Source organism: Rhodobacter sp. P1_C2 (assembly GCF_056406375.1).
This window is the reverse complement of the sequence record NZ_JBFUAG010000012.1, coordinates 49,899-69,692: the sequence shown is the minus strand read 5'-3', so window position 1 is coordinate 69,692 and position 19,794 is coordinate 49,899. Positions and strand designations below refer to the sequence as shown.

Annotated in this window: 19 protein-coding genes; 12 read left to right on the top strand and 7 right to left on the bottom strand. The window is 64.4% G+C overall.

Going from position 1 to position 19,794, the window contains the following annotated elements; translation table 11 throughout:
• Window positions 1–98: 98 nt before the first annotated feature.
• The 3 genes from copD to AC1DZT_RS19325 form a co-directional block, all read right to left on the bottom strand.
• Window positions 99–974, bottom strand: coding sequence for a copper homeostasis membrane protein CopD (gene copD, locus AC1DZT_RS19335; RefSeq protein ID WP_478008282.1), 876 nt, complete (start codon window positions 972–974; stop codon window positions 99–101).
• 5 nt (window positions 975–979) lie between these two features.
• Complete coding sequence (gene copC / locus AC1DZT_RS19330) at window positions 980–1,330, bottom strand: copper homeostasis periplasmic binding protein CopC (RefSeq protein ID WP_478008281.1); 351 nt, start codon at window positions 1,328–1,330, stop codon at window positions 980–982.
• Between the two features lie 150 nt (window positions 1,331–1,480).
• Complete coding sequence (locus tag AC1DZT_RS19325; RefSeq protein ID WP_478008280.1) at window positions 1,481–1,918, bottom strand: RrF2 family transcriptional regulator; 438 nt, start codon at window positions 1,916–1,918, stop codon at window positions 1,481–1,483.
• A 159-nt stretch (window positions 1,919–2,077) separates the two neighbouring features.
• Between AC1DZT_RS19325 and AC1DZT_RS19320 the strand changes: the two genes are divergently transcribed.
• From AC1DZT_RS19320 to AC1DZT_RS19265, 12 genes are all read left to right on the top strand, one after another.
• On the top strand, window positions 2,078–4,294 hold the full coding sequence (locus tag AC1DZT_RS19320; protein ID WP_478008279.1) for a 4Fe-4S binding protein: 2,217 nt from the start codon (window positions 2,078–2,080) through the stop codon (window positions 4,292–4,294).
• On the top strand, window positions 4,287–6,227 hold the full coding sequence (gene nosZ / locus AC1DZT_RS19315; protein WP_478008278.1) for a TAT-dependent nitrous-oxide reductase: 1,941 nt from the start codon (window positions 4,287–4,289) through the stop codon (window positions 6,225–6,227). The genes AC1DZT_RS19320 and nosZ overlap by 8 nt, the downstream gene beginning before the upstream one ends.
• Before the next feature lie 2 nt (window positions 6,228–6,229).
• Window positions 6,230–7,555: a nitrous oxide reductase family maturation protein NosD gene (locus AC1DZT_RS19310; RefSeq protein WP_478008277.1), complete on the top strand. Its 1,326-nt coding sequence runs from the start codon at window positions 6,230–6,232 to the stop codon at window positions 7,553–7,555.
• Entirely contained in the window at window positions 7,521–8,417 is an 897-nt protein-coding gene (locus AC1DZT_RS19305; protein WP_478008276.1) for an ABC transporter ATP-binding protein, read from the top strand. The genes AC1DZT_RS19310 and AC1DZT_RS19305 overlap by 35 nt, the downstream gene beginning before the upstream one ends.
• The gene (locus AC1DZT_RS19300) at window positions 8,414–9,235 is read left to right on the top strand and encodes an ABC transporter permease (RefSeq protein WP_478008275.1); all 822 of its coding nucleotides are present in this window, start codon (window positions 8,414–8,416) and stop codon (window positions 9,233–9,235) included. Before AC1DZT_RS19305 ends, AC1DZT_RS19300 begins: the two co-directional genes overlap by 4 nt.
• Window positions 9,232–9,780 (top strand): nitrous oxide reductase accessory protein NosL, encoded by a 549-nt coding sequence (locus tag AC1DZT_RS19295; RefSeq protein WP_478008274.1) that lies wholly within the window; start codon window positions 9,232–9,234, stop codon window positions 9,778–9,780. The genes AC1DZT_RS19300 and AC1DZT_RS19295 overlap by 4 nt, the downstream gene beginning before the upstream one ends.
• A gap of 1 nt (window position 9,781) precedes the next feature.
• Window positions 9,782–10,693, top strand: coding sequence for an FAD:protein FMN transferase (locus tag AC1DZT_RS19290; protein WP_478008273.1), 912 nt, complete (start codon window positions 9,782–9,784; stop codon window positions 10,691–10,693).
• A 36-nt stretch (window positions 10,694–10,729) separates the two neighbouring features.
• The gene (locus AC1DZT_RS19285) at window positions 10,730–11,137 is read left to right on the top strand and encodes a c-type cytochrome (RefSeq protein ID WP_478008272.1); all 408 of its coding nucleotides are present in this window, start codon (window positions 10,730–10,732) and stop codon (window positions 11,135–11,137) included.
• 135 nt (window positions 11,138–11,272) lie between these two features.
• A complete protein-coding gene (locus AC1DZT_RS19280) occupies window positions 11,273–11,737 on the top strand; it encodes a group III truncated hemoglobin (RefSeq protein ID WP_478008271.1) in 465 nt (154 codons plus the stop codon).
• Window positions 11,738–11,760: 23 nt separating this feature from the next.
• Window positions 11,761–12,786, top strand: a complete 1,026-nt coding sequence (locus tag AC1DZT_RS19275; RefSeq protein WP_478008270.1) for an NAD(P)H-dependent flavin oxidoreductase — start codon at window positions 11,761–11,763, stop codon at window positions 12,784–12,786.
• A complete protein-coding gene (locus tag AC1DZT_RS19270) occupies window positions 12,783–13,442 on the top strand; it encodes a 5-formyltetrahydrofolate cyclo-ligase (protein ID WP_478008269.1) in 660 nt (219 codons plus the stop codon). The genes AC1DZT_RS19275 and AC1DZT_RS19270 overlap by 4 nt, the downstream gene beginning before the upstream one ends.
• Window positions 13,439–14,653, top strand: a complete 1,215-nt coding sequence (locus tag AC1DZT_RS19265) for an NnrS family protein (protein ID WP_478008268.1) — start codon at window positions 13,439–13,441, stop codon at window positions 14,651–14,653. The genes AC1DZT_RS19270 and AC1DZT_RS19265 overlap by 4 nt, the downstream gene beginning before the upstream one ends.
• 134 nt (window positions 14,654–14,787) lie before the next feature.
• Here the strand turns inward: AC1DZT_RS19265 and AC1DZT_RS19260 are convergent, their stop codons facing one another.
• The 4 genes from AC1DZT_RS19260 to AC1DZT_RS19245 form a co-directional block, all read right to left on the bottom strand.
• Complete coding sequence (locus tag AC1DZT_RS19260) at window positions 14,788–15,192, bottom strand: single-stranded DNA-binding protein (protein WP_478008267.1); 405 nt, start codon at window positions 15,190–15,192, stop codon at window positions 14,788–14,790.
• Between the two features lie 1,184 nt (window positions 15,193–16,376).
• Window positions 16,377–16,541, bottom strand: coding sequence for a hypothetical protein (locus AC1DZT_RS19255; protein ID WP_478008266.1), 165 nt, complete (start codon window positions 16,539–16,541; stop codon window positions 16,377–16,379).
• Window positions 16,542–16,928: 387 nt separating this feature from the next.
• Window positions 16,929–17,402: a hypothetical protein gene (locus AC1DZT_RS19250; protein ID WP_478008265.1), complete on the bottom strand. Its 474-nt coding sequence runs from the start codon at window positions 17,400–17,402 to the stop codon at window positions 16,929–16,931.
• Between the two features lie 99 nt (window positions 17,403–17,501).
• Complete coding sequence (locus AC1DZT_RS19245; RefSeq protein WP_478008264.1) at window positions 17,502–19,688, bottom strand: ParB/RepB/Spo0J family partition protein; 2,187 nt, start codon at window positions 19,686–19,688, stop codon at window positions 17,502–17,504.
• Between the last annotated feature and the right edge of the window lie 106 nt (window positions 19,689–19,794).

Here is a 19,794-nt window from a genome sequence, read left to right as displayed (position 1 = left end):
AGCATCGCCTTTAGCGTAGTCGGTGGACTTGCACTTATCGCGCGCTTCAATCCCGGGGGTTATGACCATGTCTGAACCTCGGGCGCGGCGACGACACGTCAAACCTCTGCGAAGGGTGACCATGTGGCAAAGAGGCTGACCAGACCCAGCACCACGACAACCAGCGCCAATTCTGCAATCGTGTTGCGCCGCAGAAGACGCCACGCCAGGTTTCGGTCGTCAGACCCGAGGCGCGGCACCAGCCGATAGCGGTTGACCAAGGCCAGAGCCAGCATCAGCACGACAGCCGCCACCTTGAGGACGAGCAGGCCCAGGTAATCCACGGCGGGCTCAGGACCGTCCCGTGACATGAGGATCAGCAGGGTCTTGGCCCCGACCGTGGCGAAGACCAGCGCCACCGCAAGATGCCCCCAGCGTGAGAAACAGCGCAGAACGGTGGCGGCCTCCTCGGTCAGGGACGGCTTCGCGAGGAGCGGCAGGATCAACGTCAACCCGCCCACCCAAAACCCCGCCGCCAACAGGTGCAGTGCCGACAGGCTCTGATGCACCGCACCCAGAAAGCCCGCAGGCAATACGGCGTGGCCGGTCAGGCCAAGGCTGGCAAGGTTCAATCCGGCCAAGACCGCCACCGTCTTGGGTCGATCCGCGCAACTTGCCAGCAGCAACGCCACCGCCAGGGCCAGATGCACCAGCCAAATCTGCCCAAAACGCGTCGAGGTCAGCACAGCCATCAAGACATCCGGATTGACCGCATCTTGCGGGCCATCTCCGGCCAAAGCAGCCTCGGCAGCCAGCCATCCCAGTGCGGCAAACACATTGAGCAGCGCGCCAATGCGCGCCAGCCAAACCGCTGCCGGCTTCGAGGTGCGCAGCAGCCCGGGTGAGAAGGACCCCGCCCGCAAGCTGCCAGCCCCCCACAGCAGCATCGCCGCCGCGAACTGCAAGAACCGGCACAGGATCAACGCGGTCTGCACGGGGTTTACTTGACCGTAAAGGTGTAGCGGCCATGCGACTTGTGGCCATCATCCGCCAAAGCATGCCAGTCCACCGCATAAGTACCGGCGGTCAGAGGTGCGGCGGCGGGGATGGTCAGGGTCAGACCGTCAGCGCTCAACCCGGCCTCGCCGATCGCCCGAACTTCGCCGTCAGCACCGGTGAGCGTGATCCCGGAAAATTTGAGCGTCACCTTCTCGCTGAAGGTCAGGGTCAAGGCCGAGGGAGCCGCGGCGGTTGCGCCACCGGCGGGCGTAGCACTGACAAGGCCAGCATGGGCAAAGGAGGCACCGGCCTGCAGGGAAAGCACGAGGACGAGGGCGAGAACAGGTTTCATCGGGTTACTCCTGACCGGACAAGGCCGGCATGTCTGGGAAAGGGTCCGCAGGGCGGACCAAAGCGCGCACCGGGGCAGCAAGGCCGGCAGGCCAGGATGCAAAAGACCGCAGCGGAACGGGGGTTCCGGCGGAGTGGAGAACGGCACGCATCATGGGGTCCCGGCCTCCGGGGACAAACGGAACGAGGACATCGGCAGGGCCACATCGGCCAGAGTCACCTGATCGAAGGTCGCCAGAAAGGCCGCGATGGCTTTGCGGCCCAGCGAGGGCAGGCGGCAGGGGCCGACGATCGGGCAGGCCTTGCCGTCGTGGAAACACTCGAAGATGCCAAAATCGGTCTCGGTCACGCGCAGCACCGCGCCGAGATTGATGTCTTCGGGCTTGCGGGCCAGCAGATAGCCGCCCGTCCGCCCTTTGACGCCGCGCAGGAACCCGGCCTTGGTCAGCTTCATCACCACTTTCTTCAGATGCCCATGCGAAATCCCGAAGGCCTCCGCCGTCATTTCAATCGTCAGCCGATCCTCGCCGCGGGCAGCGGCGATCATCAGGACGCGCAGGGCATAGTCGCTGAACTTGGTCAGGTGCATGGGCCGGGCTTTCTTTCGCAAACGTCTGTCATCTTCTCTTTGCAAAAGGGTTGTTTGGAAATGATCAGAATCAAGCTCCCTCTCAATTTTCCGAAAAAAAGGATATATGATTTGACCTGAATCAAGGGAGGGGGCCTTTCTATCGGGCATAGGGGCGGCATGACACATGCACTCCGCCTCCTTTTGAACCGCCTGCTGCTTGCTCTTTGGGCCGTGGTCCTCCTGTCCTCGCCCGGTTTGGCCGACACGGTTTTGTCGAAGTATTTGCCGACGGTTCAGGCCTCCGACCTTGTGGCTGGCGCCGACGCCTTCGGGCCGATCCGCAGCGATCTGGCGTTGGCCCCTGTCTTGAAAGGCGGCCAGCAGATCGGCTGGGTCTTCCTGACGTCGGATTTCGTGGGGACGACCGGGTATTCCGGCAAGCCGATCCACACTTTGGTGGCGGTCGACAACGAGGCGAAGATCACCGGGGTCAAGCTGGTGAAGCATTCGGAGCCGATTGTTCTGATCGGCATTCCCGACGCGAAGGTCAAGGCTCTGGCGGCCAGCTATGTCGGCATGGATCTGGTGGCGATGGCCAAGTCCGGCGGCAAGCACGACATGAACATCATCTCTGGCGCCACGGTCACGGTGATGGTGCTGGACGATTCCATCCTGCGGTCTGGCTTCAAGGTTGCCCGCGCCCTGGGCCTCGGCGGTCTGACGCCCGAGACTGTCGCGGGGCCGACGGTCGAACTGGACCCGGCGGCCACCGCCCCCGCCGACTGGATGGCGATGGAGGGTGACGGCACCCTGCGCCGCCTTTCGCTGGATGTGGGTCAGGTCAACGCGGCCTTCGAAGGGCTGAATGACCCGCGCGCCAGGGCCAAGCCAGAGACCGCGCCGCCAGAAACCATCTTTACCGAAATGCAGGTGGCGCTGGTGTCAGTCCCGGCGATCGGCCAGGCGCTGTTGAGCGCGCAGGACCAGACCAACCTGACGACCTGGCTGCAACCGGGCGATCAGGCCTTGATGATCGCAGGCAAGGGGATCTTCTCGTTCAAGGGCTCGGGCTATGTCCGTGGTGGCATCTTTGACCGGATCGTTCTGGTGCAGGATGACGTCTCGGTCCGCTTCCATGACCGGGATCACAAGCGGCTGGGCGCCATCGTGGCCAAGGGGGCGCCGGACTTCACCGAGACGGACCTGTTTCGCATCCCGGCGGCCTCGGGCTTTGATCCGACCAAACCCTTCCGCATCCAGCTTCTGGTGCAGCGTCAGGTGGCGCCGGTCGAGAAGGACTTTCTGACTTTCGACCTCGCCTACCAGCTGCCGCCGCACTACCTGCGCGCGATTGCGGCCCCGGTTGCCGCTGTCTCAGCCGACGCGGCCACCACGGGGGATGAAACCGCCGCCCAAACCGCGCTGTGGCAGAAGATCTGGCTCGACAAGAAGGTCGAGATCGCCGGCCTTGCCGCCATGCTTGCCGTGCTGACGCTGGTCTTCTTCTTTCAAAGCCTCGCCACCCGCAATGCCCGCGCCTTCTTCTGGTTCCGGATGGGCTTTCTGACCGTCACGCTGGTGTTTCTGGGCTGGTATGCCAGCGCGCAACTGTCGGTGGTCAACCTGATGGCCCTCTTCGGCGCGCTGGTGACCGGCTTCAGCTGGCAGGCCTTCCTGTTGGACCCGCTGACCTTCATCCTGTGGTTTTCGCTTGCCGCCGCCCTGCTGTTCTGGGGACGTGGCGCCTATTGCGGCTGGCTTTGCCCGTTTGGCGCCTTGCAGGAGCTGACCAACAAGATCGCCCGCGCGCTGCATATCCCGCAATGGACCTTGCCCTGGGGCCTGCACGAACGCCTCTGGCCGCTGAAATACATGATCTTCCTGGGCCTCTTCGGCGTGTCCCTCATGTCGATCGACCAGGCCGAGCACTATGCGGAAATCGAGCCGTTCAAGACCGCCATCGTCCTGAAGTTCATCCGCGCCTGGCCCTTCGTGGCCTATGTGGTGGCGCTTCTGGTGGCGGGGCTCTTCGTCGAACGCTTTTACTGCCGCTACCTTTGCCCCCTGGGCGCGGCGCTGGCGATCCCGGCACGTCTGCGGATGTTCGACTGGCTGAAGCGCTACCACGAATGCGGCGCGCCCTGTCAGACCTGCGCCAACGAATGCCCGGTGCAGGCGATCCATCCGACCGGAGAGATCAACCCGAATGAATGCGTGAACTGCCTGAATTGTCAGGTGCTTTACCAAAGCAAGACCAAATGCCCCGTCGTCATCCGCCAGGTCAAACGGCGCGGCGCGGTGGGCACGGCCGGGCCCGCGCTGCGGATGCCCGCCTCCCGTGACCTCGGCGAACTGATCAACCATCCGAATGTGAAAGGACCGAAAAATGTCTGATGATAAGAAACCCGGAATTAGCCGGCGGGGATTGTTTGGGGCGACCGCGGGTGGCGCGGCGCTCTTGGGCGGGCTTGGCGCCTCGCGTCTGGCCATGCTGGCCGGTGCGGCGGGTGTGACGTCGGTCTCGGCCACCGCGGCGCGCGCCGAAGGCAAGTCCTTTGAGGTCGCTCCGGGTGCTCTGGACGATTACTACGGCTTCTGGTCCTCGGGTCAAAGCGGCGAAATGCGCATCCTGGGCATTCCCTCGATGCGGGAACTGATGCGGGTGCCGGTGTTCAACCGCTGTTCCGCCACCGGCTGGGGCCGCACCAATGAAAGCCGCCGCATCCTGAACGAAACGATTAGCGAGGAGACCAAGGCCTATCTCGCCGCCAACAATCAGGTCGTGCATGAAAACGGCGACCTGCACCACGTCCACATGTCCTTTACCGAGGGCAAGTATGACGGCCGCTTCCTTTTCATGAACGACAAGGCCAACACCCGCGTTGCCCGGGTGCGCTGCGACGTGATGAAGACCGACAAGGTGCTGGAGATTCCGAACGCCCGTGGCATCCACGGGTTGCGTCCGCAAAAATGGCCGCGCACCAATTATGTGTTCTGCAATGGCGAGGATGAGACGCCCTTGAAGAACGACGGCTCGACCATGAATGATGTGTCGACCTATACCAACATCTTCACCGCCGTCGATGCCGATGAATTCAAGGTGGCCTGGCAGATCCAGGTTTCCGGCAACCTCGACAACACCGACGCGGACTATGAGGGCAAATGGGCCTTCTCGACCTCGTACAACTCGGAAATGGGGATGACCCAGGCCGACATGACCGCGGCCGAGATGGACCATGTCGTGGTCTTCAACCTGGCCGAGATCGAAAAGGGCATCGCGGCGGGGGATTTCACCGAACTCAACGGCTGCAAGGTGCTGGACGGCCGCATCGGGTCGAACAAGAACTACACCCGTTACATCCCGGTGGCGAACAACCCGCATGGCTGCAACATGGCGCCCGACAAGGTGCACCTCTGCATCGGCGGCAAGCTGTCGCCCACGGTGACGGTGATCGACGTGACCAAGCTGGACACGCTCTTCACATCGGACGCCGACCCGCGCTCGGTTGTCGTGGCGGAACCGGAACTGGGCCTTGGCCCGCTGCACACCGCCTTTGATGGCAAGGGCAATGCCTATACCTCGTTGTTCCTCGACAGCCAGGTGGTGAAGTGGAACATCGCCACCGCGGTCAAGGCCTATGCCGGTGAAAAGGTCGACCCGATCCTTGACAAGCTCGACGTGCAGTATCAGCCGGGCCACCTGAAGACGACGCTGGGCGAGACGCTGGATGCCGATGGCAAGTGGCTGGTAGCCTTGTGCAAATTCTCGAAGGACCGGTTCATCAACGTCGGACCCCTGAAGCCCGAGAATGACCAGTTGATCGACATCTCTGGCGACAAGATGAAGGTCGTCCACGATGGCCCGAACTTTGCAGAGCCGCATGACGCGATCGCCGTTCCGGTGTCCATGGTCAACCCCGTGTCGGTCTGGGATCGCAAGGACAAGATGTGGGCCGAGACCCGCAAGCAGGCCGAGGCCGATGGCGTCAATCTTGACGACTTCCAGGACTCGGTGATCCGCGATGGCAACAAGGTGCGGGTCTACATGTCGTCGCAGGCGCCGAACTTCAGCCTTGAAAGCTTTACCGTCAAGCAGGGCGACGAAGTGACGGTCTGTGTCACCAACCTTGATGACATTGATGACCTGACCCACGGGTTCACCCTTGGCAACCACGGCATCGCGATGGAGATCGGGCCGCAGGCCACCTCTTCGGTGACTTTCGTCGCGACCCAGCCCGGGGTGCACTGGTACTATTGCCAGTGGTTCTGCCACGCGCTCCACATGGAAATGCGCGGCCGGATGCTTGTTGAACCCAAGGCCTCCTGAAGATGCGCCTGCCCCTGAGCCTTGCCCTTCTGGTTCTGGCGCTGCCTGCGCTGGCCGAAGAGGTGCGCGTGGCGCCGGGGGCAGGCGCGCTGCAACGCGCCATCGCCGCCTCCCACAGCGGCGATGTGCTGGAACTGGCCCCGGGCATCTATGCGGGGCCTTTCGTGATTGACCACGCGGTGACGCTGCAAGGCGCGCCGGGCGTCATTCTGGACGGGCAGGGACAGGGCACCGTGGTCACGCTGACCGGCGACGACATCACGCTGCGCGGGCTGGAGATCATCCATTCCGGCGACAGGAATGAGGACATCGATGCCGCCGTAAAGATCGTCAAGGGCGCCGACCGCAACGTCGTCGAAGGCAACCACCTGGTCGACAACATGCACGGCGTCGATGTGCATGGCGGGATCGACTGCGTGGTGCGGGGCAACGTGATCGAGGGCCGCCAGACAGACCGCATGAACCAGCGCGGCAACGGGGTTTATGTCTGGCATTCACCCGGCCTGGTCGTGGAGGGCAACGACATTCGCTGGGGCAGGGACGGGATCTTCTCCAATACTTCAAGCCACGACATTTACCGGGGCAACCTGTTCCGCGACCTGCGCTTTGCCATCCATTACATGTACACCCGGGACTCCGAGGTTTCCGGCAACATCTCGATCGGCAATCATCTGGGATATGCGATCATGTTCTCCGACCATGTGAAGGTCACCGGCAACATGTCCTTGGGTGACCGCGACCATGGGCTGATGATCAACGCCTCGAACTATTCCGACTTTTCGGGCAATCTGGTGAAAGGGGCGGCCAAATGCACCTTCATCTATGACGCCAACAAGAACCTGTTTGTCGGCAACCGGTTTGAGGGCTGCGACATCGGCATCCACTTCACCGCAGGCAGCGAAGGCAACGCCATGACCGGCAATGCGTTCATCGGCAGCCGGACCCAGGTGAAATACGTCGGCACCCGCAACATGGAGTGGAGCTTCGAGGGGCGTGGCAATTTCTGGTCCGACCATCCGGTGTTCGATCTGAACGGCGATGGCTATGCCGACAGCCCCTTCCACCCCAATGACCTGATGGATTCCATCCTGTGGTCGCAACCGGCGGCCGCCCTGCTCATGGGCTCGCCCGCCGTGCAACTGGTGCGGTGGAGCCAGTCTTCCTTTCCCGCCATCCTGCCCGGCGGTGTCATCGACAGCCATCCGCTGATGGCCGCCCCCGTCATCGAAATTCCTGCCAAGATTGCCGCGATGGAGGCCCTTGTGGCTGACCGCTGGCTGAAAGAACCAAGCCATGACGCCGACTCTGCAGCTTCAATGTCTGACTAAGACCTTCGGCGCGCAGGTTGCGCTGTCGGATGTGTCCTTGGCCCTCGCTCCCGGCGAGCGTGTGGCATTACTGGGCCACAACGGCGCGGGCAAGTCGACGATGATGAAGATCATCCTGGGTCTGATCCCCTTTGATTCCGGTGAAATCTCGGTCAACGGCGCCGCGCCCGGTTCGGGTGGGGCGCGGGCCAGCGTCGCCTATCTGCCGGAGAACGTGGCCTTTCATCCAGCCCTCACCGGGCTGGAACAGATGCGCTACTATCTTGCCCTGCGCGGTGAAAATCCCGTTGAGGCGATGGCGCTGCTGGAACGGGTGGGTCTGGGTCACGCCGCCAAACGCCGCATCGGCACCTATTCCAAAGGCATGCGCCAGCGCGTCGGTCTGGCGCAAACCCTGATCGGCAAGCCCAGGTTGCTGGTGCTGGACGAACCGACCTCTGGCCTTGACCCCGTCTCGCGGCGCGATTTCTATGAACTGCTGGACGGGTTGGCGGCGGACGGCGCGTCGATCCTGCTGTCCTCACACGCCCTGACAGAGGTCGAGGCCCGCACCGACCGCATCCTTATCCTGTCCGGTGGTGTGCTGGTGGCGCAAGGCACCCTGGCGGACCTGCGCCGCAAGGCCGCCCTTCCCATCGCCTTTCACATCACGCCACGGCAGGGGCAGGGTGCAGAGGTCGCGCTGGCCTTCCCGGAAGCGACCCGCGCGGCCGAGGGTCTGACCCTGACCTGCGCCCAGGATGACAAACTGAGCCTCTTGACCCGGATTTCCGATCTGGCCAGCCGGATCGAGGATTTCGACGTCTTGCCGCCCTCGCTGGAGGATATCTACAGCCATTTCAGCAAGAGGGCCGGGCAATGAAGCGCATCCTTGCCACCGCCGGGACCGAGTTCCACATCGCCCGCCGCAATCGCTGGGTGGGCATTTCTGTGGCGATGATGGCGCTGTTTTCTCTGGTCCTGTCGGCGGCCGGGTCATCGGCCACCGGCACGGTCGGCGCTGACAGGCTTTCCGTCGTTGTAGCGAGCCTGACCAGCCTTGCCGTCTATCTGGTGCCCTTGGTGGCGCTCCTCATGTCTTTCGACGCCATCGCCGGCGAGGTGGAACGCGGCACCCTGCCGCTGTTGCTGACCTATCCGGTGTCGCGCCCGCAGATCCTGCTGGGCAAGCTTGTGGCTCATCTGGCGATTTTGACTTTGGCCGTAGCGGTGGGCTACGGCATTGCCGCCGGGGCTGCCCTGGCGGTGGACCGCACGGCCGTTGCGGGCCTAGCGGCGCTCTGGCGGTTGATGTGGTCTTCGGTCCTGCTGGGGGCGACCTTCCTCGGGGTGGGCTATGCGGCCTCGGCTTTGGCGCGCAGACCCTCCGGGGCGGCGGGGCTGGCGATCGGGCTTTGGCTGGGGCTGATCGTGCTGTATGATCTGGGCCTGCTGGCGGCCATCGTGGCCGATAATGGCGGCATCTTCACCACCAGGTTTTTCCCGGTGGCCCTGCTGGCCAATCCGGCCGATGCGTTCCGGCTTTACAACCTTGCCGCATCGCAAGCGACGGCGGCGGCGTCTGGCGTGGCAGGGGCGGCCAATGCGATCCCGATCTGGGCCTCGCTGGCGTCCATCACGCTCTGGCCCCTTGCCGCACTGGCCCTGGCCACCGCCGCCTTTCGAAAGGTGATACCATGAAACGCCTGGCCCTGATCCTGCTTCTGCTGGCCGCATGCAAGGAAGAGGCGCCCCTTCCGCTGCCAGTGGCGCTGACCGCCGACTCTACGGGCTATTTCTGCCAGATGGACATCCTGGGCCATCCCGGCCCCAAGGCGCAGATCCATCTGGCCACCTATCCCGGCAAGCCCCTGTTCTTCAGTCAGGTCAAGGATGCCGTGGCCTATCTGCGGATGCCAGAGCAGATCGACACCGTGACCGCCACCTATGTCAGCGACATGGGCGCCGCCCCGAGCTGGGACAATCCCGGCGCCAGCAACTGGGTCGCCGCCGACAAGGCGGTCTTCGTCATAGGCTCTGACGCGAAAGGCGGCATGGACGCGCCAGAGTTCGTGCCCTTCAGCGACCCCGCCAAGGCGCAAGCCTTCGTGGCCGCGCACGGCGGTCAGGTGATGACGCTGGCCCAGATCCCCCAGACCGGCATCGACGCCCCTGGCGCCCCCGCCAACGACACTGACGCCGACTATTCCGCCCGCCTGCACGCCCTTTCCAATACCGGAGGCTGACATGCCCATCCTGACCCGCCGCCGCTTTTTGACCCTCTCTGCCATGGCCGCCCTCCCGTTGTCCTTCCCGGCCCGGGCCGCGAACATCACGCAATGGCACGGCACGGCGCTCGGGGCCGAGGCTGCGATCTACCTTGATCATCCGGAGGCCGAGGCCATCATCGCCCGCGCCGTGCTCGAGATTGACCGGCTGGAACAGATCTTCAGCCTCTACCGCGCCGACTCGGCCCTGTCGCAGTTGAACGCCGCAGGCCGGCTGGACGCGCCGCCGTTCGAGCTGCTGGAATGTCTGGCGCTTTGCGCCCGCGTCCATGCCGCAACCGCCGGCTTGTTCGACCCGACGGTGCAACCGCTCTGGCAGCTTTACGCGACCCGTTTTGCCGCGGGCGCGGCCCCCACATCGGAGCAGATCACCGAACTTCTGCCGCAAGTGGGCCTCCACCGCCTCACCTATGACAGCGCGGCCGTGCGGATGCCGCCCGGCATGGCGCTGACCCTGAACGGCGTGGCGCAGGGCTTCATCGCCGACAAGGTGGCCGAGATGCTGATGCAGGAGGGCCTGACCGACATCCTGATCAACACCGGCGAATTGCGCGCCCTCGGCCGGATGCCGGGCGCAGAGGGATGGCCGGTCACGCTGGTCAGCGGCGGCGCGGTCAGCCTTGCGGCGCGGGCCCTTGCAACCTCCTCACCCTTGGGGACAGTGTTCGATGGTCAAGGCAAGGTCGGCCATATCCTGAACCCCGGCACTGGCTTGCCCGCCACGCCGCGTTGGACCTCGATTTCCGTCAGCGCGCCGTCGTCCGCGCTGGCCGATGCGCTGTCGACCGCCGCCTGTCTGATGCCGGATCGGCCCTCCATCGAGGCCGCTTTGAACGCCTTTCCGCTCACCCGGATCGAAGCCCTCGTCTGACTTTACCACCACCCCTGAACCCTGAAGGAAACCGCGATGAAAACCCTGACCCTGATTGCCGCTCTGACCCTCGCCGCTGCCCCGGCCTTTGCTGCGGGCGATGCGACCAAAGGTGCCGATGACTTCAAGCGCTGCAAGGCCTGCCATTCCATCGTGGCGCCCGATGGCACCGCCGTCCAGAAGGGCGGCAAGACCGGCCCGAACCTTTATGGCGTGATTGGCAGGGCCGTCGCCAGCGAACCGGATTTCAAATATGGCGATTCGATCAAGGCGGCCGGCGCCAAGGGCCTGATCTGGGATGAAGCCATGGTGGCCGCCTATGTGACAGACCCGACGGCCTGGCTGAAAACCCAGACCGGCGACGACAAGGCCGTGGCGAAGATGACCTTCAAGATGGCCACCGGCGGCGAGGATATCGCGGCCTATCTGGCCTCTGTCAAATAGGACCGGTCTGATCTCGTGACGCAGGCATTGCCCGCACCCCACGTCAGGTGGGTCGGGCAATGCCGGGCGCCCGACATGAAATATCAGTGCTCCTTCAGGGTTCTGGCCTGGGGAAACAGGATGGAAGGCCGCTTCATGACAAACCTGAACCTTTCCGAAGCCCAAACCGCCAGCCTCCGCCCCGCCGTGACGGCGGATCTGATGGCGCGCACCGGCCTCGATGAGGCGATGCTGGCCCGGCTGGTGCATGGCTTTTATGACCGGGTCCGGGTGGACCCGATGCTGGGCCCGGTCTTTGAGGGTCGCATCACCGACTGGGGCCCGCATCTGGCGAAGATGGTGGACTTCTGGTCCTCGGTCGCCCTGATGACCGGGCGCTATCACGGCCAGCCCATGCCCAAGCATCTGCCTCTGCCGGTGGAGGCCGCGCATTTTGACCGCTGGCTGGAGCTGTTCCGCCAGACTGCACATGAGGTTTGCCCGCCCGCCGGTGCCGCCTGGGTGATCGAACGGGCAGAGCGGATCGCAGGCTCGATCCACATGAACATCCTGGACTCGCGCACAGGCTACGGCCGCGCGGGTCTGCCCCCAAGGCTTTGAGACCCCAGATCCGGAGAGTTGCCATGCCTGATCCCCGCCTGAATACCCCCATCTGTGCGCGTCTTGGCTGTGATGTACCGAGCCTGCTGGCCGGTATGGGCGGCGTGGCGCGTTCTGAACTGGTTGCGGCGGTGGCCGAGGCCGGCGGTTACGGCATCCTTGGCATGGTGCGGGAACCCCCCGCGCTGATCGGGGCCGAGATTGACGCCGTGCGGGCCAGAACCACGCGCCCCTTCGCGGTCAACCTGATCCCGGCGGCCACCGATCCGGTCCTGCTGCAGGCGGAACTCGCGGTCTGCTTTGACCGCGCCGTCCCCGCCATGTGCTTTTTCTGGGACGTGGTGCCAGAGGCCGTGGCCCAGGCCAAGGCGGCGGGCTGTCTGGTGCTGCATCAGGTGGGATCGCTGGCCGCGGCCAAGGCGGCCGAGGCGGCGGGCGTCGATGTGCTGATCGTGCAGGGCGTGGAGGGCGTGGAGGCGGGCGGCCATGTCCACGGCACGGTGGCGGCGCTGGTGCTGGTGGAACAGGTGGCGCGGGCGACGTCGCTCCCGATCATCGCCTCGGGCGGGTTTGCCACTGGGGCGAGCCTGGTTGCCGCCCTCGCCCTGGGGGCGCAGGGCATCCACTGTGGCACCGCGTTTCTGGCCACGCGGGAATCCTTCGCCCATGACGACCACAAAGCGCGCGTGCTTGGGGCCTCGGCCGAGGACACGGTCTACACCGATGCTTTCGCGCTGAACTGGCCCCCGAACGCGCCGGTTCGGGTGATCGGCAATTCGCTGACACGGGCCTTGGGCCATGACCTGATGGGCCACCACCCCGACCGCCTGCCGCGTGATGTGATTGCCTGGGACGAAGGCCGCCCGCTTCTGAAATTTTCCACCGACTCGCCCTTGCGCACCACGACCGGCGATCTGGAGGCGATGGCGGCCTTTGCCGGGCAAAGTGTCGCGCTGATTGATACCCTGCCCAGGGCCGCAGACCGCATCGCCACGATTGTGGCAGAGGCGCAGACTGCTCTGACCAGACTGCAGGGCATGACATCATGAAACCACCCGCCTCGCCGCCCTGTCTGGCCGATGAATTCGACCCCGGCCATGTTGACCCCGAGCAGGCCCATGACGTGGCGGTCTGGCGCAAGGCAGAACGCCAGCGGTTGCTGGCGGAGCGTGCCGCGATGCCGGTGGAAACGCGCCATCTCGCATCGCATGCCATCGCGGACCATCTGGACCGGGTGCTGGCGGAGCGGTTCGGGTCATTGCGGGGGCTGACGATTTCCGCCTGGTGGCCGATCAAGGCCGAACTGAACCTGCGCAGCTGGCTGGCGGGCCTTGCGGCACGCGGGGCGCGGGCTGCTCTCCCCGTCGTCATGGCGCAAGGCGCGCCCCTGATCTTTCGCCCCTGGACCCCTGAGACACGGATGGAACGCGGGTTCTGGAACATTCCGATCCCAGCCGAAGGGCCAGAGGTAACGCCCGACATCACCCTCGCCCCTATCGTAGGCTGGGACGCGCAGGGCTACAGGCTTGGCTACGGCGGCGGCTATTTTGACCGGACTCTGGCCGCTCTGTCACCCCGCCCCCATGCGATTGGCGTGGGCCTTGATGCCGCCCGCGTCTCCACGATCTTTCCGCAACCGCATGACATTCCCATGCAGGTCATCGTGACCGAAACCGGCCTTCACATCCCGAAAGAGCAGACATGACCACCTCCGCCGAACAAATGCGCGCCTGGACCGGACCCGCGATCCTGAGCTATGGCTTTCGACCCTTCTTCCTGTTGGGGGCTGCCTGGGCCGCGCTGGCGATGGTGCTCTGGGTCTTGATGCTGTCGGGCCATGCTGTCGTCGCGACGGCTTTTGATCCGGTCTCCTGGCACGCGCATGAATTTCTCTTCGGCTATCTCGGGGCAATCCTCGCGGGCTTCCTGCTGACGGCGGTGCCGAACTGGACCGGCGCGCTGCCGATCGTGGGAAAACCGCTGGCCGGACTGGTGGCACTCTGGCTCGCCGGGCGTCTTGCCGTGGCGGTGTCGGCGCTGTTGCCCTGGGGCCTGGTCGCGCTGATCGACCTTGCCTTCCCTTTGGCCCTGTTCGCGGCCCTTGCCCGTGAGGTGGTGGCTGGGCGCACCTGGAAGAACCTGCCGGTTCTGGCGCTGTTGCTGGGCCTGACGCTCGCCAATGGGCTTTTCCATCTGGAGGCGGCGAAGGGCGGCTTTCCGGCGCATGGCATTGGCTTGCGCATCGGCCTTGCGGTTGCCGTGCTGTTGATCTCGCTGATCGGCGGTCGCATCGTGCCAAGCTTCACCCGCAACTGGCTGGCGCAACGGCAAAACCCGAACTTGCCGGTGCCTTTCGGCCGCAACGATGCCATTGTTCTGGCGCTGACTGCGGCGGCGCTCGTCATCTGGACCCTCTGGCCTGAAGAGCGTTTGACGGCGGTGGCCTGTGCGGTTGCAGGTCTGGCACAGGCCTGGCGACTGTCGCGCTGGTCGGGATGGCACACCGGGGCCGAAGCGCTGGTCTGGGTGCTGCATGTGGGTTATGCCTGCGTGCCGCTGGGGTTCTTTGCCGCGGCCGCCGGCGCGTTCCTGCCCGGCATGGGGCCCGCCGCGCAGCATGTCTGGATGGCGGGCGCGGTTGGTCTGATGACGCTGGCGGTGATGACCCGGGCCAGTCTTGGCCAAACCGGGCGGCCCCTGCACGCCACGCTGCCGATCACTGCCATCTATGCAAGCCTCATCGCGGCCGTTCTGCTGCGCTTTGTCGCCGGAGCCTTGCCAGCAGAGAGCTGGCCCATTCATTTGGCAGCCTGTGCCTGGATCATCGCCTTCGCCGGGTTTTTCGTTCTGTATTTGCCAATCCTGGCAAGGCCGAAAATGCAACGTCGGTCGGCCTCTGCCAACGGATCGGCCTAATGAGTCGCTGCAAGACGCACGAATGGCCGTTTTGGGAAGCTATGCCAAAGCGCGCCAGGGCCGCCGACCGGCAGCTATGGGCCGAAACCACCTCAGCCCGGCGGGTTTCCCCGCCGGGCCGGGTGATGTTCGGCTTAGAAGCCGACCTCGTCGTTGTTGTCGACCAGCTCGGGGCCTTCGCCCTCGGCCGTCTTCGGGCGGCTGAGGAAGTCGACCTTCTCGGCGATGATCTCGCAGCCGTAGCGGTCGACACCCGCCGCATCGGTCCACTTCGTGTAGTGGATGCGGCCATGGACCAGGACCTTCATGCCCTTCTCGCAGTTCTCGGCGACCGACTTGCCGAGGCCGTTGAAGCAGGTGATGCGGTGCCATTCGGTGTCCATCACGCGGTAGCCGTGCTCGTCGCGGATCGGGCGGCCATCCGACAGGCGGGGGCGTGAGGTGGCGCGGGTGAAGTGGGTGACCTTTGTGCCGCCCTGGGTGACGCGGGCTTCCGGGGCCTGACCGATGTTGCCGGCGAGGATGACGATGTTCTGCATGGTGTAACTCCTGTGTCTGGTGCGAGGGTCCATCCCTTCGACAAGACCTGGCAGAAGCCTGTCGGGAGACGCCTGCACGGCTGGGCCAAGGGACCAGCCGGAAACCCCCGAGGGGATGGGGTGGAGCGGGCAGGACGCTTTGCGGCCAACACGGCCCGGACAGGAGCGGGGTTGCGGGCAGGAAACCGAACAGGCTTAGGGGATTGTCAGTCGAAGGGGAGGTGCCTCAACCAGGCCACAGGGGAGGAACCCAAGCAGACAAGTTCAGCCGACCTCATCCGGCAATGTCAGGCCCAGGGAGAACCATCCCGGGCGGGGAGAAAGAGATCACCACGCCCACCCTCGTCCCCTGCCCCACCGTCCGAGCTGCCGCGATACCTGTTGAGTACAGCGCCCGGATGCATACCGATCAGAACCTGGCTCCCTGCTTCAACCTGAACCGATGTCGATCGCAGACCTGCGGTAAGGGCAGAAGGGCGGGGTCTGGGCTTTTGTCCACTTCGAAGTGCGTGAGAATCGGGTGCCCGAAACAAGCTGGCGATCCTCGCCCATGAGTTGGGTCACTCAATTGCCGAATTGGTGGAACTCGAGGGACAGAAGAGCGAGCGGTGGTCCTCGACGATGTCCTCCCGTCATCCTTAGATCCTGACCATCATTCGGTCCGCCAGGGGAGACCTGTCTGGGTGGCACGTCGCCCACCTCGAGGCGTGCGGCGGTCCGAAAGCCGTGATCCGAAGATGACCCTGGCTATTCGGGGTCACCGGTTGCGGGGGCGAGGCCGATCACGGAGCACCCTGCCCTGCCCCGTCGATTGATTGCCACGTACCGAAGCCTCGCGCCTCGTGACCGCGCTCCTTGCAGACGGCGCAAAAGCAAGCTTAAGCGCCGGCCGCAATCTTTGTGCCGATGAAGGCGGCGGGCCTGCGAAATTCATGGCCGAAGGTGCCGGGCTCTGCTTTGATGCAACGCGGCCAGGGTCGGCCGAGCGCGGGATCAACCCGCGTGTGGCTGGTCGGAGAACCGTAGGGGAAACAGGTCGCGGCCATATGCGATCTCCTTGCCTGGACCAAGCGGAATGCCGACCTCGCGTCGGCTCCTTTTGCCTGTCGGACGTATGCGCCGGACAGGCGAAGCGCCCGGGTGGCGCCACCGCGCCGCCCGAGCCTTTGCGTGAGGCCTGAGCCTTAAGCCCATGGATCGTGCTCTGCCACGATGACCACTTCGTCTCCGTCGATTTCATCGGCAGGGACGGCGCCATAGGACCCATCCCCGGCCTGGAAGACCACGATGGCGACCATCAGCGTGGCGGCGAGGCTGGCGGCGTAAGCGTGTGCATCTTTGCGGGACATCTTTTCGGCTCCTGTCTTGGAGGCGGAGGACCATCCTCCGCGCGACAGGACCCCGAAGGCCCGAGACGGTCTGACATCACCGGGTGCGTTCGACTTGCTCGAATCCGCCCGGCGGCACGGGCTTGCCCCGTAGTCCGAGCCCTCGCGGCTTGATCTCGAAGACCGGCCTCGGGCCAAGGAAGGGACGGGCGAACGGGGGGATGGGGCTCGAGCCTCAGGAGCCGATGGACCCGCTGATGCACACCCCGCCAGACTACTGCCAGGATGAAGGTCCGAGCAGACGAGACGGGGATGGGACATGTGGCGCCCTGCCCCCCTTTTTGGGGGACAGGGTCATCTTGGGAGATCGCCGCCCTTGGGCGGGCCTCAAGCTTCTGTCGTAAAGGCTCAGGCGGCGAGGTTCGCCTTCCCTGCCCTGCCGTCGTCGCTGGCGCCGACCACTTCCAGCCTTGCGTTGCGATACCCTTCTCTGGCGATCCAGAGCTCCGCCGCCATCTGGTTGGCCGCGAGGTTGAGTAGCTCAGTCGCCCCGCCGAAATCGAGGAGGATCTTGACCTGACCCGGCTGCGGCACCTCGACGACGTCGAAGGTCAGGGCGCTATCGGCGGAATGGCTGCGCATGATGGTGACGAGGATGACCCCATCGGAAGAGAAGTTACCTTCGTGAAGCGTGAAGGAGGCCGGTGCGGTCCAAGTCTGATAGGGCCTGGGCGGTTCCTTCTTCACAAGACGGCCGATCCCATTGGAGCGCTCCCAGGCGGCAAGCTTCTTGGTGAAGCGCGCAGGCGGTTTGGGGCTGCCGTCAGTGTAACGGATCAGGGCACCCAGAGGTGCTGTGTCGATAATGGTCGTTGCGGACATGATTCCTCATCCTGAGCGCGAAGTTTTTCGCTCATATCATTGATATTGTTGTGTTTTGTGTGACATGAGGGCGGGTTTCCCCGCCCTCGGGGGCAAATATCACTCGGCAGCGATCATCTGTGCCGGTTCGGCGGGCAAATCAGCGACGAGGAAGGCCGGAAGGTCGACCATATCCTCTTCCTCTGGCGCAATCCCAGCCTCATCCCCGATATCGTCGCCCTGCCCTTCCGATGTTTCACCCTGAAGTGCCACGAGGTCCGCCCGGCGCAGCACCTCCGGCAGCCAGCCGGTGCCCTTGAGCAAGCGCTCAGCTTCGACAGCCATATCGCCCTTCTTCAAGTGGTGGATGAGTTGGGCAGCGCCCTCCCCCTTTGCCTCGCGCACGGCTTCGATGATCCGCGCCTTCGGCACACGCGAGAGATAGGTCTCTGCAGTCGGTTCCCATCCCGCCTCGACCATGTCGAGATCCACTGCCTTGGCCAACATGTCGGCATGCTTCATGCGGCGGGTCAGGCCGGAAGCCGAGATGCCCGCACCATAGGGGCTCACCCGTTCATGCAGGGCATTGACGCCAAAGCTCAGGCAATGGGCGAGAAGAGAAAGGCGACTTGCCTGATCCAGCGTCGACAGTCGCTCCCAGAGCGCAGGTTCATCGCCCAAGGGCAATTCTGCCCCCCAAGCAGCATGACGGGCATCGATGGCCTCAGCCGCCGCGCTGTCCTTCAGCTCCGGCGCCTGGACCGTCATATACACCTGACGCACCGAAGCTTCGAGGCATGAGCCGGTGGCGGACGAGCTGCGGAACGTGTCGGTCACCAACTTCAGCAGAAGCAAGGTCAGGGCGACTTCAGGGGAGCGGCCAACGGCTTCGCGAAGCGCCAGTGTCCTGTGGGCGGTGAGCTCCATCACCAGGCGTTCCGAGAGCGGCTTCAGCACCCCGTCGTCGTCATCTTCGGAGGCAGTGGAAAGCGGCTGGCCACCTGATGTGACCACGGTCGTCGTTACGCCGTTGCCGTAGGCCGGCATCCGATCCGAGCAAAGGGGCTGGGGTTCACCACCCTGCCCCACCGTGTCGCCGGTTTCCGACACCTCAACCTGCGCCTCGTCTTCGGGACGAACGAAGCCACGGTGGAGGACAAGCCGTCCATCCCTGTCAAAGGTCGCAAAGACCCCTGCCCGCGTGATCTCCTCCGGATCGAAGATCATCGGACGCGCTTCAAGAGCCTCCATCGACTCCGCGAGCTGCGCAAGGCGGGCGTCGACGTCCTCGGGGATATCGTCGGCTTCCGACCATTCGGCATCCAGCGATCGGTATTCGGCCAGCAGTCTGGCGTGGTCTGCGGCCTCTGCTTCCGACATCGGAGCAGGTTCGCCGTGAAGGCGGCGCATACCATAGCTGAAGCCATAGGGCAGGTCGGTGGTAACCTCGATCCATTTCCAGCCCTCGCATACCAACGCCTGCGCCTCGGCCTTGAGCTTCTCATTGGCAAGGCGGTCAAGCAGGGCCGGATCTTCCAACCACCCACCGTCATCGCCTTGGAACAGGTCGCGGACCACGGTCCCGCCCGCCGCCTCATAGGCCTCGATCCCGACGAAGATCGCCCGGCGGTCGGTGGCCCGTACTGAGGTTTCTGTCAGCATGCGGCGGATCGCATAGGGCTCTTTATTCCAGGAGTTTTTGATCGCGTCCCAGACTTGATTCTGCCGCCCCTGGTCACCCGAGATGGTGAAGGCCATCAACTGCTCCAGCGTCATGCCATCTTCAGCATAAACGTCGAGCAGTTGGTCAGCGACAGAGGCCAGCTTCAGGCGTTGCCGCACGATCTGGGGCGTCACGAAAAAGGCCGCCGCAATCGCTTCATCGCCCTGACCCTTTTCCCGGAGGGCAGCGAAGGCGCGAAACTGGTCGAGCGGATGCAAGGCCACGCGCTGCATATTTTCAGCCAGAGAGTCATCCTCGGCGAGGATAGCCGAACTTGCGTCACGAACGATGCAGGGGATCGGTGCAGTTTTGGCGAGACGCTTTTGCTTCACCAGCATGGACAGTGCCTGGAAGCGGCGACCGCCCGCCGGGATCTCGAACTTTCCGGTTTCAGCACCCGCTTCGTCCAGCACAGGGCGGACGTTCAGGCTCTGTAGTAAGCCGCGGCGCGCGATGTCTTCCGCCAGTTCCTCCACCGAGACGCCGGACTTGATGCGCCGGACGTTGGACTGGCTCAGCACCAGCCGGTCGAAGGGTATATCGCGCGAGGGCGACAGAGTCACGTTCTGGGCAGCTTTGGCCATAGATCATCTCCGCGACGGGCGTCAGGAGCCACTCTCCCGATCTCACTCACCGTCACACTCAACCGACCAAACTCTTCCTCCGAACAGAACTTGACCGCGGTCAAGA